This is a genomic window from Stenotrophomonas maltophilia (assembly GCF_013464485.1).
GTDB classification, from domain to species: domain Bacteria; phylum Pseudomonadota; class Gammaproteobacteria; order Xanthomonadales; family Xanthomonadaceae; genus Stenotrophomonas; species Stenotrophomonas maltophilia_AW.
This window is the reverse complement of sequence record NZ_RAUX01000014.1, coordinates 52,732-66,083: the sequence shown is the minus strand read 5'-3', so window position 1 is coordinate 66,083 and position 13,352 is coordinate 52,732. Positions and strand designations below refer to the sequence as shown.

The following is a 13,352-nucleotide window of genomic DNA, read 5'->3' as shown; positions in this document are numbered from 1 at the left end:
TCCCCCTGTCTCGAACCAGCGGTCGCTTCCATGTCTGCCTCCCCCATTGCCGACTACCACGCCTTCCCGGATGCCCAAGGCCACTTCGGGCGCTACGGCGGCAGCTTCGTTGCCGAAACCCTGGTCGGCCCGCTGCAGGAGCTGGCCCAGGCCTACGACCAGGCCCGCCAGGACCCGGAATTCCAATCCGCCTACGACCGCGATCTGGCCCATTACGTGGGCCGGCCCAGCCCGATCTATCACGCCCAGCGCCTGAGCGACCACGTCGGCGGTGCGCAGATCCTGCTCAAGCGCGAAGACCTGAACCACACCGGTGCGCACAAGATCAACAACACCATCGGCCAGGCGCTGCTGGCGGCGCGGATGGGCAAGAAGCGCATCATCGCCGAGACGGGTGCCGGCCAGCACGGCGTGGCCAGTGCCACCGTCGCCGCGCGGCTGGGCCTGGAATGCGTGGTCTACATGGGGGCCACCGACATCGAGCGGCAGAAGATCAACGTCTACCGCATGAAACTGCTGGGTGCCACCGTGGTGCCGGTCACCTCCGGCTCGGCTACCCTGAAGGATGCGCTCAATGAAGCGATGCGCGACTGGGTGACCAACGTACAGGACACTTTCTACATCATCGGTACCGTGGCTGGTCCGGACCCGTACCCGCGCATGGTGCGTGACTTCAATGCCATCGTCGGCCGCGAGGCACGCGAACAGATGCTGGCCGAATATGGCCGCCTGCCCGATGCGATCACCGCCTGCGTCGGCGGTGGCAGCAATGCCATCGGCTTGTTCCATGCCTTCCTCAACGACCGCCAGGTCGAGATTGTCGGCGCCGAAGCGGCGGGTGATGGTATCCACACCGGCCGCCACGCGGCGTCCATCGCCGCCGGTCGCCCCGGCGTGCTGCACGGCAACCGCACCTATGTGCTGTGCGACGACGATGGCCAGATCATCGAGACCCATTCGGTGTCGGCCGGCCTGGATTACCCCGGCGTCGGGCCGGAGCACGCGTTCCTGGCCGACAGCGGCCGTGCGCGCTACCTGGGCATCACCGATGAGGAAGCGCTGCAGGCCTTCCACCTGCTGGCGCACACCGAAGGCATCCTGCCCGCACTGGAATCCAGCCACGCGCTGGCGCAGGCCATCAAGCTGGCGCGTGAGCGCCCGCGTGACCAGATCGTGCTGTGCAACCTGTCCGGTCGTGGTGACAAGGATGTACACACCATCGCCGCGCGCGAGGGTCTGGTACTGTGAATTCCATGCTGCGCCATGGTGGCGCGCTGGTGCTGGCAGTGGGGTTGGGCGGCTGTACGCCACCGGATCCGCCGGTGCTGGCGCCCGCGCCGGCGGCACCGGCGGCCATCGCAGCGGCGCAGCATCCGGCAAGCAATGACGATGTGGCCCACCGTCCCATCGACGATGAGCCCGTGGCGGTCGCGACCGCACCCGCCGACGCGGACAGTGCGCCGGCCGTGGTCTCGGTGGCGCTGGATCACGCCGGCGACGTGCTGATCGGCCAGCAGTTCGGCGAGGTGCAGGCCGACGGACTGTGGCATTCAGCCGGCCTGCACGAGGCCACGCAGGGGCGCTGCGAGTATTACGAGCGCGGGACGCTGCCGGAAGGCGTGGCGATGATGGTGCAGGACGGCGATGTCGTCCGCTTCGACCTGGCCCCGATCGATGATTCCGGGCAGGTGGTGGTGCAGTCCGGGCCGTTTGGCCTGCGCCTGGACATGCCGCGCGCGCAGGCGCTGGAACGGCTTCCTCCGGGCGCCACCGCGCAGCCCTATGGCGACGATCCGGAGGCGGGTGAGAGCCTTCTATGGCAGGACCCGGGCTCGGATCTGGCGATCCGCGTGGAGATCGTCGATGGCGTTGTATCAAGAATGTACTGGGGCGCCAGCGGCGCCGTTGACCTGATTGAAGGATGTACCTGACATGTCCGTTGACCGTATCGATGCCTGTTTTGCCCGCCTGCGTGCCGCCAGCCGCAAGGCGCTGATTCCCTTCGTCACTGCCGGTGATCCCTCGCTGGAAGCGACCGTGCCGGTCATGCATGCCCTGGTCGAGGCCGGTGCCGATGTGATCGAGCTGGGTGTTCCGTTCTCCGACCCGATGGCCGATGGGCCGACCATCCAGCGCAGCTCCGAGCGCGCGCTGGCACGCGGGGCCGGCAGCCGCTACGTGCTGCAGGCCGTAGCGCAGTTCCGTGAGCGCGACACGCAGACCCCGGTGGTGCTGATGGGTTACCTGAACCCGGTGGAGATCCATGGCTACGCAGCGTTTGCGACAGCGGCCGTGGGCGCCGGCGTGGATGGCGTGCTGCTGGTCGATCTGCCGCCGGAAGAGGCCGGTGAAGCGCAGCAGGCCTTCGATGCGGCGGGTCTGGCGCTGGTCCTGCTGGCCTCGCCGACCACCAGCGACGCGCGTGCCGACAAGCTTCTGACCCTGGCCCGCGGCTACCTCTATTACGTGAGCTTCGCCGGCGTTACCGGTGCTTCCGAGCGTCTGGACAGTGACGCTGCCTGCGCCCGCCTGCAGGCGCTGCGCGCGCGCGCAGCGGTGCCGGTGGTCGCAGGCTTCGGCATCAAGGACGCCGCCAGCGCTGCGGCGATGGCACGCCAGGCAGATGGTGTTGTGGTTGGCAGTGCGCTGGTGGCAGCGCTGGCCGAAGCAACCTCGGCCGATGACGCCGCGCAGCGTGCCGGTGCCTTCCTGGCCCCGCTGCGGCAGGCGCTGGACGCGTAACGGTAGCGCCGGGCCATGCCCGGCGCTGTGGCAGGCAGGATATCCGCCGGGCATGGCCCAGCGCTACCCGGCATCTAAACGTACGTCCCAGCATGGTTTTTTCCGGCTGCCCGCTGGCCGCCAAGGGGTGCACGGGCGGGGAAAGCGGAGCTAGACTGTCCGCCTTTGCGGCCCACGGGCCGCCCTGAACGGAAGTGTCCTCCCGCATGAGTTGGCTCAGCAAGTTGATGCCGTCCGGCATCCGCACCGACAACACCCCCAGCAAGAAGCGCAGTGTCCCCGAGGGCCTGTGGGAAAAGTGCAGCAACTGCGGCAGCGCGTTGTACCGTCCGGAACTGGAAGAGAACCTGGAGGTCTGCCCGAAGTGCGGCCACCACATGGCGATCCGCGCGCGTGCGCGCCTGGCCGCGCTGTTCGACGCCGACAGCACCACCGAAATCGGTGCGCGCCTGGGGCCGACCGACCTGCTCAAGTTCAAGGACCAGAAGAAGTACAGCGAGCGCATCAAGATCGCGCAGAAGAACACCGGCGAGTATGACGCGTTGATCGCCATGCGCGGCCTGCTCAAGGGCCGTGCGCTGGTCGCTTCGTCGTTCGATTTCGCTTTCATGGGCGGGTCGATGGGCTCGGTGGTCGGTGAACGCTTCTCGCTGGCCGCGGAAACCGCGGTCGAGATCGGTGCCCCATACGTGTGCTTCTCGCAGAGCGGTGGTGCACGCATGCAGGAAGGCCTGTTCTCGTTGATGCAGATGGCCAAGACCTCGGCCGCGCTGGGCAAGCTGCGCGAGGCCGGATTGCCGTACATCTCGGTGCTGACCCATCCGACCACCGGTGGCGTGTCGGCATCGTTTGCGATGCTGGGCGACATCAACATCGCCGAGCCGCAGGCGTTGATCGGCTTTGCCGGCCCGCGCGTGATCGAGCAGACCGTGCGCGAGAAGCTGCCGGAAGGCTTCCAGCGTTCGGAGTTCCTGCTGGAGCACGGTGCCATCGACCAGATCTGCGACCGTCGCGAGATGCGCGACCGCCTGTCCGATCTGCTGGCGATGCTGGGCCGCCAGCCGGCGCCGGAGGTGGCTTGATGGGAGGCCGCAAGTACTTCGGTACTGACGGCATCCGCGGGCGGGTCGGGCAGGGGGTGATTTCGGCCGATTTCGTGCTGCGCCTCGGCAACGCGCTGGGCCGTGTCCTGGTTGCCCAGCGCGGCCAGGACGGGCGCCGTCCGATCGTGGTGATCGGCAAGGACACCCGTATTTCCGGCTACATGTTCGAAGCGGCGCTGGAAGCCGGGCTGGTGGCTGCGGGTGCCGATGTGCAGCTGCTCGGACCAATGCCGACGCCGGCCGTGGCGTTCCTGACACGCACGCTGGGCGTGGACGCAGGCATCGTGATCAGTGCCTCGCACAATCCGCATTACGACAACGGCATCAAGTTCTTCTCCGCCGAGGGCGAAAAGCTCGACGATGCCACCGAGCTGGCCCTGGAAGCGGCACTGGACGTGCCGTTCACCACGGCCGAATCGGAAAAGCTGGGCAAGGCATTCCGCGCACGGGAGGCAGTCGGCCGCTACATCGAGTTCTGCAAGGCCAGCGTGCCGCGCACATTCGATCTGCGTGGCCTGCGCCTGGTGCTGGATTGCGCGCACGGTGCCACCTACCAGATCGCGCCGCTGCTGTTCCGCGAACTGGGTGCCGAGGTGATCGGCATCGGTGCTGAGCCCAATGGTGTGAACATCAACGCCGGAGTGGGTTCCACCCACATCGACAACCTGGCGGCCAAGGTCCGAGAGACCCGCGCCGATCTCGGCATTGCTTTCGATGGTGACGGCGACCGCGTACTGATGGCCGACGACCAGGGCAACCCGGTCGACGGTGACGACCTGCTCTACATCCTGGCCCGTGTCTGGAAGGACGAGGGCCGCCTGCGCGGCCCGGTGGTCGGCACGCTGATGAGCAATTACGGCGTTGAGAAGGCCTTCGCCGACCTGCAGATCCCGTTCGTGCGCAGCAACGTTGGTGACCGCTATGTGCACCAGGCTCTGGTCGAAGGCGGGGGCGTGCTCGGCGGCGAAGCCTCCGGCCATCTGCTATGCCTGGACCGCGCCACCACCGGCGATGGCATCGTCAGCGCCCTGCAGGTGCTGGTGGCACTGCGCAACAGCGGACAGACCCTGCGCCAGGCGTTGAAGGGGCTGGTACGCGTGCCGCAGAAGACGGTCAATGTGCGCTTGGGGAATGTCTCGGCCAAGGCCACGGTGCAGGCCGCCGCGGTGCAGGCTGCACTGCAGGTGGCGCAGCAGTCGGTGGCCGGTCGTGGCCGCGCGTTCCTGCGTCCGTCCGGTACCGAACCGGTGGTGCGGGTCACGGTCGAAGCCGATGATGCAGTGCTGATGCAGGAGACGCTGGACCGCCTGTCTGCTGCCGTGCGCGAGGCCGCCGGCTGAGGGAGTGCCTGCCGGCACGACAAAAACGCCCCGGAATCCGGGGCGTTCTTTTTCCGGGGGCGCGCAGCGCCGTGCTTACGGCCCCGGCACCATCTTCTTCTGGCGTGCCTTGAAGCCATTGAACAGCGGCGCGATCAGTGGGTTGTAGCTGAGGCGGATGCGCTTGCGCAGCCAGTGGGCGGGTCGATTGCGGATCGCGAAGCGATAGATGCGCTCCGGGTCCCCCCCCACCACGTTGCGGCCGAACGGGTGGGTGGTATGCAGGTAGCGGAAGCCATGTTCGCGAGCGACTTCAACGTGGTCCTGGTCGAAATCACCGTAGGGCCAGCACAGCGTGTCGGACACGGTGCCGAGCTTGTCCAGCAGGACTTCGCGCGAGATCGCCAGGTCCTGGCTTAGGCCCGCGCGGCGCTGTGCGCGGTCCAGATCATTGCGGCGCAGCCAGCGGGTATGGGTGTGGGTATGGCAATGCACTTCGAAGGTGCCGGCGGCGATGGCGGCTCGTGCTTCGCTCCAGCGCATCATCACATCGTCACTGCGGTCCTGTTCGTAGATCGCCGCTTCGCAGCCACGATGGTCCGGCGTGGGGGGGAGCGTCGCCCCGGCAACACCGGCATGCGGGCGTTCCGGGCCTTCGCCCATCCAGCCGGTAACCACGAACACCACGGCATGCATGCCGTACTTCTGCAGGATCGGGTGCGCGTACACCCAGTTGTCGAGGTAGCCATCATCGAAGGTGATCACGATCGACTTGCGGGGGACCGGTTTGCCTGCCAGGAAACCGGCGTACTGGTCCAGCGTCAGTGACGTCCAGCCATTGCCGGCCAGCCAGGCGATCTGGCTTTCGAAGTTCTCCGGCGACACGGTGATCATTCCCGGTGAAGGGCTGACATGGTGGTGCATCAGCACCGGAACGGTTCGCGCATCAGCCATGTCCCAGCTCCTTCATCCACTGGTGGTAATAGTGTTCGGTGGCCTCACCGTGGCCGTCCGGGGTGAAGCGGTGTGCGCTGCGCATCCAGTCCCAACCCGCGCGGCCCATCTGCCGTCGCCGTTCCGGGTCATCCACCAGCAGGCGCAGTGCTCCTGTCAACGCGGCATTGTCGCCCAGGCGGGTGAGGATCGCATTGCTGCCATCCACTACCATCTCCGGCACACCACCGACCCGCGTAGCCACGATCGGTACACCAACATAGGCCGCTTCCAGGAATACGGTGCCGGCGGCTTCCTTGTGTGATGCCAGCGCGAAGATATCGAAGCCTGCCATCAGTCGGCATGCGCCATCGCGATAGCCCAGGAGGTGGATCTGCCGCTGCAGTCCGTGCTCGGCACACGTCGCCTGCAGCCGCTCGGTCACGGCCTGGCCGTCGCCGACAACCACAAGATGCAGGTTCGGATTGGCCTTGCACAGGGGAATCATCGCCTGCAGCAGGTCGGCATGGCCCTTGGGCTCGCGCAGCACTGCCACGCAGCCGACCACGATGTCCTGTTCGCCGAAACCGAGCTCGGCACGTACCTCCGCGCGCACTTCCCGCAGGCACTGCCAGGGATCTGCCTTGCGGATTTCGCTCCAGCGCGGCGGTACCGCGATCGGCGGTACGATGCCGATGCGCTCGGCAGGAATGCCGCGGTCGGCCAGCAACTGCTTGACGAAGCTGCTGACGGTCAGCACCCGGTGCGGGAGCCTGGTGTAGGTCAGCAGCGAATTGACAGGGCTCATCAGGTGGCGCGAGCGCACGACCAGCGGGGTGCCGCCCAGTCGCGCCCCGGCGGATGCGATCAGCGCATCGCGTCGGCTGGTTGTATTGACCACGTCGTAGCGCTCGCGGCGTACCAGTCGTGACACCGTCCAGATGCCGCGCAGCAGGCGGGCCAGTCCCCCCATGCGCAGCGTGTGCACGGTGAAACCGTCGTCGCGTGCCAGCCTGGCCAAGCGTGCATCGGGCTGGCACAGCAATGAGACCTCATGGCCTCGCGCGCGCATCACCTGCATGTGGCGGAAGATGTAGATCTCCTGCCCGCCCATTCCCTTGGCGGCTTCGGTATGCAGGATGCGCAGCGGACGGTTCATGCAGGATCGATCCCTGAAGTTCATCGGTTGCGGAAGCGGGTCAGCGCTTCCCATGCAGAGCGGATGGCGGCGGCATCCGGCGCCTGTTGCGGCAGCGGGCGGTAGCGCAGGTCAAGCGCGGTGGCGTTGCCGAACTTGTCGAACACGTAGATGGCATCGCCATGGCGCACCGCGCGTTGCGACCAGCTCTCCACGACCAGTGCGCGTTCGGTGGTGGCGGGTTCGGCCAGCAGGTCCTGGCCCGTACTGAAATCGCTCAATGCGTTCTCGCAGCCCAGGGCGTGGCGCATCAGCGTCGGCACCCAGTCCTCATGCGAACTGGTACGCGTCTCGTGGCCGCTGGCCTGGCCCGGCCAATGCAGCACGAACGGCACCTGCAGCTGGTAGTCGGAGAAGTTGCCGTTGTGACCCCAATAGTTCAGCTTGAGGTCGTTGAATTCTTCCGCGTGGTCACCCGTGACCAGCACGATGGTGTCCTCGGCCAGGCCTTGTGCACGAAGATCATCCAGCAGTGAACCGATCAGGCTGTCGGCGTAGTGCACGGCCGTGCGATAGCGGTTGAGTTCCGGTGTCGGGTCGTGATCGGGGCCAAAGGAGAGGAAGTCGATCTCCTTGGCCATGGGCGTCGCCACCGGCGGATAGGTGGCGGGCAGGTGGTAGCCGGCGTGGGTGGCGTCGAGGAACACGAAACCGAACCAGGGGCGTTGCGTGGCCTGGCTGGCCCGGATGTCGTCCTGCAGCGCGGTGACGATGGCCGCATCGCGCTTGTCCGGTGTCAGGCCGGATGGGCCCTGATGCAGCTGATCGCGGACGTCGGCGAACGCCGTACGGTCGAATTCGGGGCTGTACAGCGGTGCACTGCCGTACAGGTGCAGATCGTAGCCCTGCTGGCCCAGCACCTGGAACAACTGCGAGCCGCGCTGCTCGTCGAGCATGCTCGGCCAGTAGCCGCCGGGGAGGCCGTAAAGCAGGCCGAACAGGCCGTAGCGGGTGGCATTGCCGGTGCTGAAGTGGCGGTCGTAGACGCGCGACCCCTGCGCCAGTGCCGATGTATGGGGCATCAGTTGTGGTGTCAGGGCGTCGTGACGCAGCGATTCCAGCACCACCATCAGTACGTTCGGCCGATGCGGGTTCTGGCAGCGCAGGGGCTGCAGCGGATAAAGCAGCTGGGCATGGCGCGGGTCTGGCAGGCCTGCCTGCTGTTCACTGACAACACCCAGCTTGCGCATGAAGCTCTTGGCGGTGATCGGCTGCGCCCAGGGCAGGTAATTCCACTGGGCAATTACGTCACGGTTGCCGCGCGCATCGTAGTAGGCGGTAGCCACCTGGCCGCTTGCCATCAACAACGCGACTACCGCCCAGGCCTGCAGGACCCGGCGGCGGCGGGGCAGGGTGGGCAACAGCTTCCAGCATGCCCAGGCCAGCAATCCTTCGGCGGTAAAGATGGCGGTCACCAGCAGACCGACCTGCAACCAGGTCTTCAACGACAGTGCAACCTGGTCCTGCAGCGCGCCGCCAAACACCATGTTCACGACCATGGCGTTGAGGTGGAAACGATACAGAGTGAAAACCTTCGCATCGACCAGCAGCAGGCACAGCCACAGCCCCTGCAGCAGTACCGCGCTGACGCTCAGAGTGCGCGCGCTGCGCGGCCACAGGCCCAGCAGCAGTGGCAGAAGGCCGGCCAGGGCGCCGAAGGCCAGCAGGTGGCCGGGCAGGGCAACGGCCAGATAGGCCAGTCCCAGTCCGCCGCCGGGGTTGTCGGCCAGCGGCACGTTGCCGAGCGTGATCGCCATCGCCAGCAATGCGTTGCCAGCGACAAACAATGACCACCACGCGAGCCGCCGCCAGCGACGCGCCGGGCCGGAGGGCAGGAAGGATTCTGGGGAGGGGGAGGCAGGACGCATGGATGACGGGAGCGGAACGTGGAGCGGGGCATGGCAGGGGAGGCGGGTCCCGGTTGTGACAGAATCGTTAATCCACGCGCGGGTTGCGCATTGTATCGGTTTGTTTCTTCGTATCGAGTGGCGTCCCCCGAGCGATCTGTCACAATGTTCAGGTGGGCCATGAATGCGCTGGCCCCCTCAGACCCAACGACAAGCCAGGAACCGCTGTGAGCCAGATCCCCACCCTCGACATCACCCGTTTCGACAGCGACCGCGAGGCCTTCGTGGCCGAGCTGGGCGCGGCCTACCGCCAATGGGGATTCGCGGGCATCCGCAACCACGGCATTCCGCAGGCCGACATCGATGCGGCCTACGATGCCTTCAAGGCCTTCTTCGCCCTGCCGGAGGAGGTCAAGCGCAAGTACCACGTGGCCGGCAGTGGCGGCGCCCGTGGCTACACCCCGTTCGGCGTGGAAACCGCCAAGGGTTCCAAGCACTTCGACCTGAAGGAGTTCTGGCACATCGGCCGCGAGATCGCCGATGATTCGAAGTATCGCGAGGTGATGGCGCCGAATCTGTGGCCGGCCGAGGTCGAGGATTTCCGTGAACGCGGCTACGGCCTGTACCAGGCGCTGGACAACCTCGGTTCGCGCGTACTGTCTGCGCTGGCCCTTCACATCGGCCTCCCGGAAGACTTCTTCGCCGACAAGACCAACTTCGGCAACTCGATCCTGCGCCCGATCCACTACCCGCCGATCACCACCGACGACATTCCGAACGTGCGCGCCGGTGCCCATGGCGACATCAATTTCATCACCCTGCTGGTGGGTGCCAGCGCCGCCGGTCTGGAAGTGCAGTCGCATGAAGGCGAGTGGGTGCCGTTTACGTCAGACGCGGACACCATCGTGGTCAACATCGGTGACATGCTGCAGCGCCTGACCAACCACGTGTATCCGTCGACGATTCATCGCGTGGTCAATCCCCCGGGTGACCTGGCGCGCCAGCCGCGCTACTCGGTACCGTTCTTCCTGCACCCGAACCCGGACTACCTGATCGACGTACTGCCGTCGTGCATCACTCCGGAGAACCCGAGCCGGTACCCGGAGGCGATCACCGCCCACGGCTTTCTCGAGGAGCGCCTGCGCGAGATCAAGCTGAAGTAATGAAAAGGCCGCCGAAAGGCGGCCTTTTTCTTTGCAGGGTTGCACCCTGCACCCGCAGAGGCCAACGCCAGAGCCAGAGCCAGAGCGGCTCTGGGGTGTTCCGTGGGGAGGCGGGGRGGTGTMGGATGGCGGGGACGCCGTTAACCCATCCATGGGGGCTTGGCAGCGGCATCCATGCCGCGGACACCCCGTCATCCGACACCTCCCCGCCTTCGACAGTTTCCCGGTGACGGTTGGCAAATCCCGTTTCCGGTAGGTGCCGACCTTGGTCGGCACGGTAGATCCACGCCATGCGTGGATGAAATCTGTGAGGGGCGATCAGGGGTAGGGGTCAGATCCCTTTTCCGTAGGAAAAGGGATCTGACCCCGGAACCCATCCGCAATGCCGCTTTTGCTCTTGCTCCTGCTCTTCTTTTTTTTCCGTGGCGGGTGGAACCGCCGGAATGTGTCAGGGGCCAGCCCCTCCCGCCCGGCCAACCCATCCAAACCCACCGGGCCTTCCGCGACCAACCAAACGACCAACCCCCGCGGCGAGGGGCTGCGCCGTTGGCTGAAAATCCATGTAACCGCTTACAAGGAAACGGATTTTTGCCGTAACGGGTATCATGCCCGGCTGACTTCACACAGGAGCCACCCGCTCATGCGCCGCAAGATCGTCGCCGGAAACTGGAAGCTGCATGGCAGCCGTCAATTCGCCAATGAACTGCTGGGGCAGGTCGCCGCCGGGCTGCCGCTGGAGGGGGTGGACGTGGTGATCCTGCCGCCGCTGCCCTATCTGGGGGAGCTGGTCGAGGACTTCGGCGAGACCGGCCTGGCCTTTGGCGCACAGGACGTGAGCAGCAACGAGAAGGGCGCCTACACCGGCGAAGTCTGCGCGGCCATGTTGGTCGAGGTCGGGGCCCGCTATGGCCTGGTCGGCCACTCCGAGCGTCGCCAGTACCACCATGAAAGCAGCGAACTGGTCGCGCGCAAGTTCGCCGCTGCCCAGCATGCCGGCCTGGTGCCGGTGTTGTGCGTGGGCGAGACCCTGGAGCAGCGTGAGGCCGGGCAGACCGAGGCGGTCATCGCCAGCCAGTTGGCGCCGGTGCTGGAGCTGACCGGCGCGGCCGGTTTCGCCAAGGCCGTGGTCGCCTACGAGCCAGTCTGGGCCATCGGTACCGGCCGTACTGCCACCAAGGAGCAGGCGCAGCAGGTGCACGCGTTCATCCGTGGCGAAGTCGCGCGCTTCGATGCTAGAATCGCTGATTCACTGCCCATTGTTTACGGCGGTAGCGTGAAGCCCGACAATGCCGGGGAACTGTTCGCGCAGCCGGATGTCGATGGTGGGCTGGTCGGCGGCGCCTCCCTGGTGGCCGCGGACTTCCTGGCCATCGCAAGGGCGGCGGCCGCGAACTAATCCTAGAAGTTTTGTCCGAGGGCGGTTTCCAATGCTGATGTTGATCCTCAATGTCGTCTACGTGCTGGTCGCTGTGGCCATGATCGCGCTGATCCTGATGCAGCGTGGTTCGGGTGCGGCGGCGGGTTCGGGCTTTGGTGCCGGTGCCTCGGGTACGGTGTTCGGTGCGCGCGGCGCCTCGAACTTCCTGTCCAAGTCGACCAAGTGGCTGGCAGTCGTGTTCTTCGGCATCAGCCTCTTCATGGCCTGGTATGCCGGTCATGGCAGCCGCCCGGCGGCCGACCAGGATCTGGGTCTGATGTCCGCCCCGGCGGCGGTCGCTCCGGCGGCTCCGGCGGGCGAACTGCCGGCCGTTCCGAAGGCCGATGCGGTCCCGGCCGCCCCGGTTCCGGCCGCGAATGTGCCGGCTCAGGCGGAATCTTCGGTTTCTGGTGAAGAAAAGCCTTCGGAAGGCTCCCAGAAAGACTGAAGCCGGTTACAATACGCGGCGCATCGGGAAGATAGTCTGATGTGATCGTTTGCCCAGGTGGCGGAATTGGTAGACGCACTACCTTGAGGTGGTAGCGACGCAAGTCGTAGGGGTTCGAGTCCCCTCTTGGGCACCATTTGTAAGTAAAGCGGGTTCGTCTGGCGCGCAAGGCGCCAGGCAGATTCCCGTCCACTCCCCCATGCCAAAGCGCCTGCAGGCGCGGCGGCAGAGGCAAGAGAGAATCGCTGTGCTGGCCGAATATTTGCCGTCTCTGCTGTTTCTGATCGTTGCCACCGGTATCGGCATTACGCTGATGCTGGTTGGTCGATTCCTCGGTCCCCGCCGCCCCGATCTGGAAAAGCTGTCGCCGTACGAGTGCGGCTTCGAGGCCTTCGAAGACGCGCGCATGAAGTTCGACGTGCGCTACTACCTGATCGCGATCCAGTTCATCGTCTTCGACCTGGAAATCATCTTCATCGTGCCGTGGACCCAGGTCTTCATGGAGCTCGGTGCCCGTTCGCTCATCACCATGGGCCTGTTCGTCGGCATGCTGTTCCTCGGTTTCATTTACGTCTGGAAGAAGGGAGCGCTGGAATGGGAGTGATTCAGACTCTCGATGGCCTCATGAACAACCCCACGCCGGAAGGCCGGGTTGATGACATCCTGCGGCCGGAAGGCGACAACCCGCTGCTGGAAAAGGGCTTCGTCACCACCAGCGTCGATGCACTGCTGAACTGGGCGCGCACCGGCTCAATGTGGCCGATGACCTTCGGTCTGGCCTGCTGCGCGGTCGAGATGATGCACGCTGGCGCCGCGCGCCTGGACCTTGACCGTTACGGCGTGGTGTTCCGCCCGTCGCCGCGCCAGTCCGACGTGATGATCGTGGCCGGTACCCTGGTCAACAAGATGGCCCCGGCGCTGCGCAAGGTCTACGACCAGATGCCGGACCCGAAGTGGGTCATCTCGATGGGTAGCTGCGCCAACGGCGGTGGCTATTACCACTACTCCTATTCTGTCGTGCGCGGTTGTGATCGCGTGGTGCCGGTGGACGTCTACGTCCCGGGCTGCCCGCCGACCGCCGAGGCGCTGGTGTACGGGATCCTGCAGCTGCAGAAGAAGATCTGGCGTACACAGACCATCGCCCGCTGACCCTTCCACACTACAAGAGCGCGCCAAGCCCCC

Annotated in this window: 13 protein-coding genes and 1 tRNA gene; 11 read left to right on the top strand and 3 right to left on the bottom strand. The window is 66.0% G+C overall.

Going from position 1 to position 13,352, the window contains the following annotated elements; genetic code table 11:
- Window positions 1–30: 30 nt before the first annotated feature.
- From trpB to glmM, 5 genes are all read left to right on the top strand, one after another.
- On the top strand, window positions 31–1,248 hold the full coding sequence (gene trpB, locus D7Y61_RS06885; protein WP_180865651.1) for a tryptophan synthase subunit beta: 1,218 nt from the start codon (window positions 31–33) through the stop codon (window positions 1,246–1,248).
- On the top strand, window positions 1,245–1,931 hold the full coding sequence (locus tag D7Y61_RS06880) for a hypothetical protein (RefSeq protein WP_180865650.1): 687 nt from the start codon (window positions 1,245–1,247) through the stop codon (window positions 1,929–1,931). The genes trpB and D7Y61_RS06880 overlap by 4 nt, the downstream gene beginning before the upstream one ends.
- A 1-nt stretch (window position 1,932) precedes the next feature.
- Entirely contained in the window at window positions 1,933–2,742 is an 810-nt protein-coding gene (gene trpA / locus D7Y61_RS06875) for a tryptophan synthase subunit alpha (protein WP_180865649.1), read from the top strand.
- Between the two features lie 206 nt (window positions 2,743–2,948).
- Complete coding sequence (gene accD, locus D7Y61_RS06870) at window positions 2,949–3,824, top strand: acetyl-CoA carboxylase, carboxyltransferase subunit beta (protein WP_110712994.1); 876 nt, start codon at window positions 2,949–2,951, stop codon at window positions 3,822–3,824.
- Complete coding sequence (glmM, locus tag D7Y61_RS06865; protein ID WP_180865648.1) at window positions 3,824–5,185, top strand: phosphoglucosamine mutase; 1,362 nt, start codon at window positions 3,824–3,826, stop codon at window positions 5,183–5,185. Before accD ends, glmM begins: the two co-directional genes overlap by 1 nt.
- 75 nt (window positions 5,186–5,260) lie before the next feature.
- Here glmM and D7Y61_RS06860 read toward each other — a convergent pair whose 3' ends face one another.
- From D7Y61_RS06860 to D7Y61_RS06850, 3 genes are read right to left on the bottom strand one after another with little or no spacing between them, the layout of a single operon-like run.
- Entirely contained in the window at window positions 5,261–6,118 is an 858-nt protein-coding gene (locus D7Y61_RS06860; RefSeq protein WP_180865647.1) for a polysaccharide deacetylase family protein, read from the bottom strand.
- Complete coding sequence (locus D7Y61_RS06855; RefSeq protein WP_180865646.1) at window positions 6,111–7,256, bottom strand: glycosyltransferase family 4 protein; 1,146 nt, start codon at window positions 7,254–7,256, stop codon at window positions 6,111–6,113. Before D7Y61_RS06855 ends, D7Y61_RS06860 begins: the two co-directional genes overlap by 8 nt.
- 20 nt (window positions 7,257–7,276) lie before the next feature.
- A complete protein-coding gene (locus tag D7Y61_RS06850) occupies window positions 7,277–9,163 on the bottom strand; it encodes a DUF3413 domain-containing protein (RefSeq protein ID WP_180865645.1) in 1,887 nt (628 codons plus the stop codon).
- A 206-nt stretch (window positions 9,164–9,369) separates the two neighbouring features.
- On the opposite strand from D7Y61_RS06850, the gene D7Y61_RS06845 reads away from it, so the two are divergent.
- The 6 genes from D7Y61_RS06845 to D7Y61_RS06820 all read left to right on the top strand — a co-directional run bounded on the left by D7Y61_RS06845 (window position 9,370) and on the right by D7Y61_RS06820 (window position 13,319).
- A complete protein-coding gene (locus D7Y61_RS06845) occupies window positions 9,370–10,305 on the top strand; it encodes an isopenicillin N synthase family oxygenase (RefSeq protein ID WP_180865644.1) in 936 nt (311 codons plus the stop codon).
- 640 nt (window positions 10,306–10,945) lie between these two features.
- A complete protein-coding gene (tpiA, locus tag D7Y61_RS06840) occupies window positions 10,946–11,701 on the top strand; it encodes a triose-phosphate isomerase (RefSeq protein WP_180865643.1) in 756 nt (251 codons plus the stop codon).
- Between the two features lie 31 nt (window positions 11,702–11,732).
- A complete protein-coding gene (secG, locus tag D7Y61_RS06835) occupies window positions 11,733–12,170 on the top strand; it encodes a preprotein translocase subunit SecG (protein ID WP_010486424.1) in 438 nt (145 codons plus the stop codon).
- Between the two features lie 51 nt (window positions 12,171–12,221).
- Window positions 12,222–12,306 (top strand) — tRNA-Leu (locus tag D7Y61_RS06830).
- Window positions 12,307–12,417: 111 nt separating this feature from the next.
- A complete protein-coding gene (locus D7Y61_RS06825; protein ID WP_008265012.1) occupies window positions 12,418–12,774 on the top strand; it encodes an NADH-quinone oxidoreductase subunit A in 357 nt (118 codons plus the stop codon).
- Window positions 12,765–13,319: a NuoB/complex I 20 kDa subunit family protein gene (locus D7Y61_RS06820; protein ID WP_005410463.1), complete on the top strand. Its 555-nt coding sequence runs from the start codon at window positions 12,765–12,767 to the stop codon at window positions 13,317–13,319. Before D7Y61_RS06825 ends, D7Y61_RS06820 begins: the two co-directional genes overlap by 10 nt.
- The last annotated feature ends 33 nt before the right edge of the window (window positions 13,320–13,352 follow it).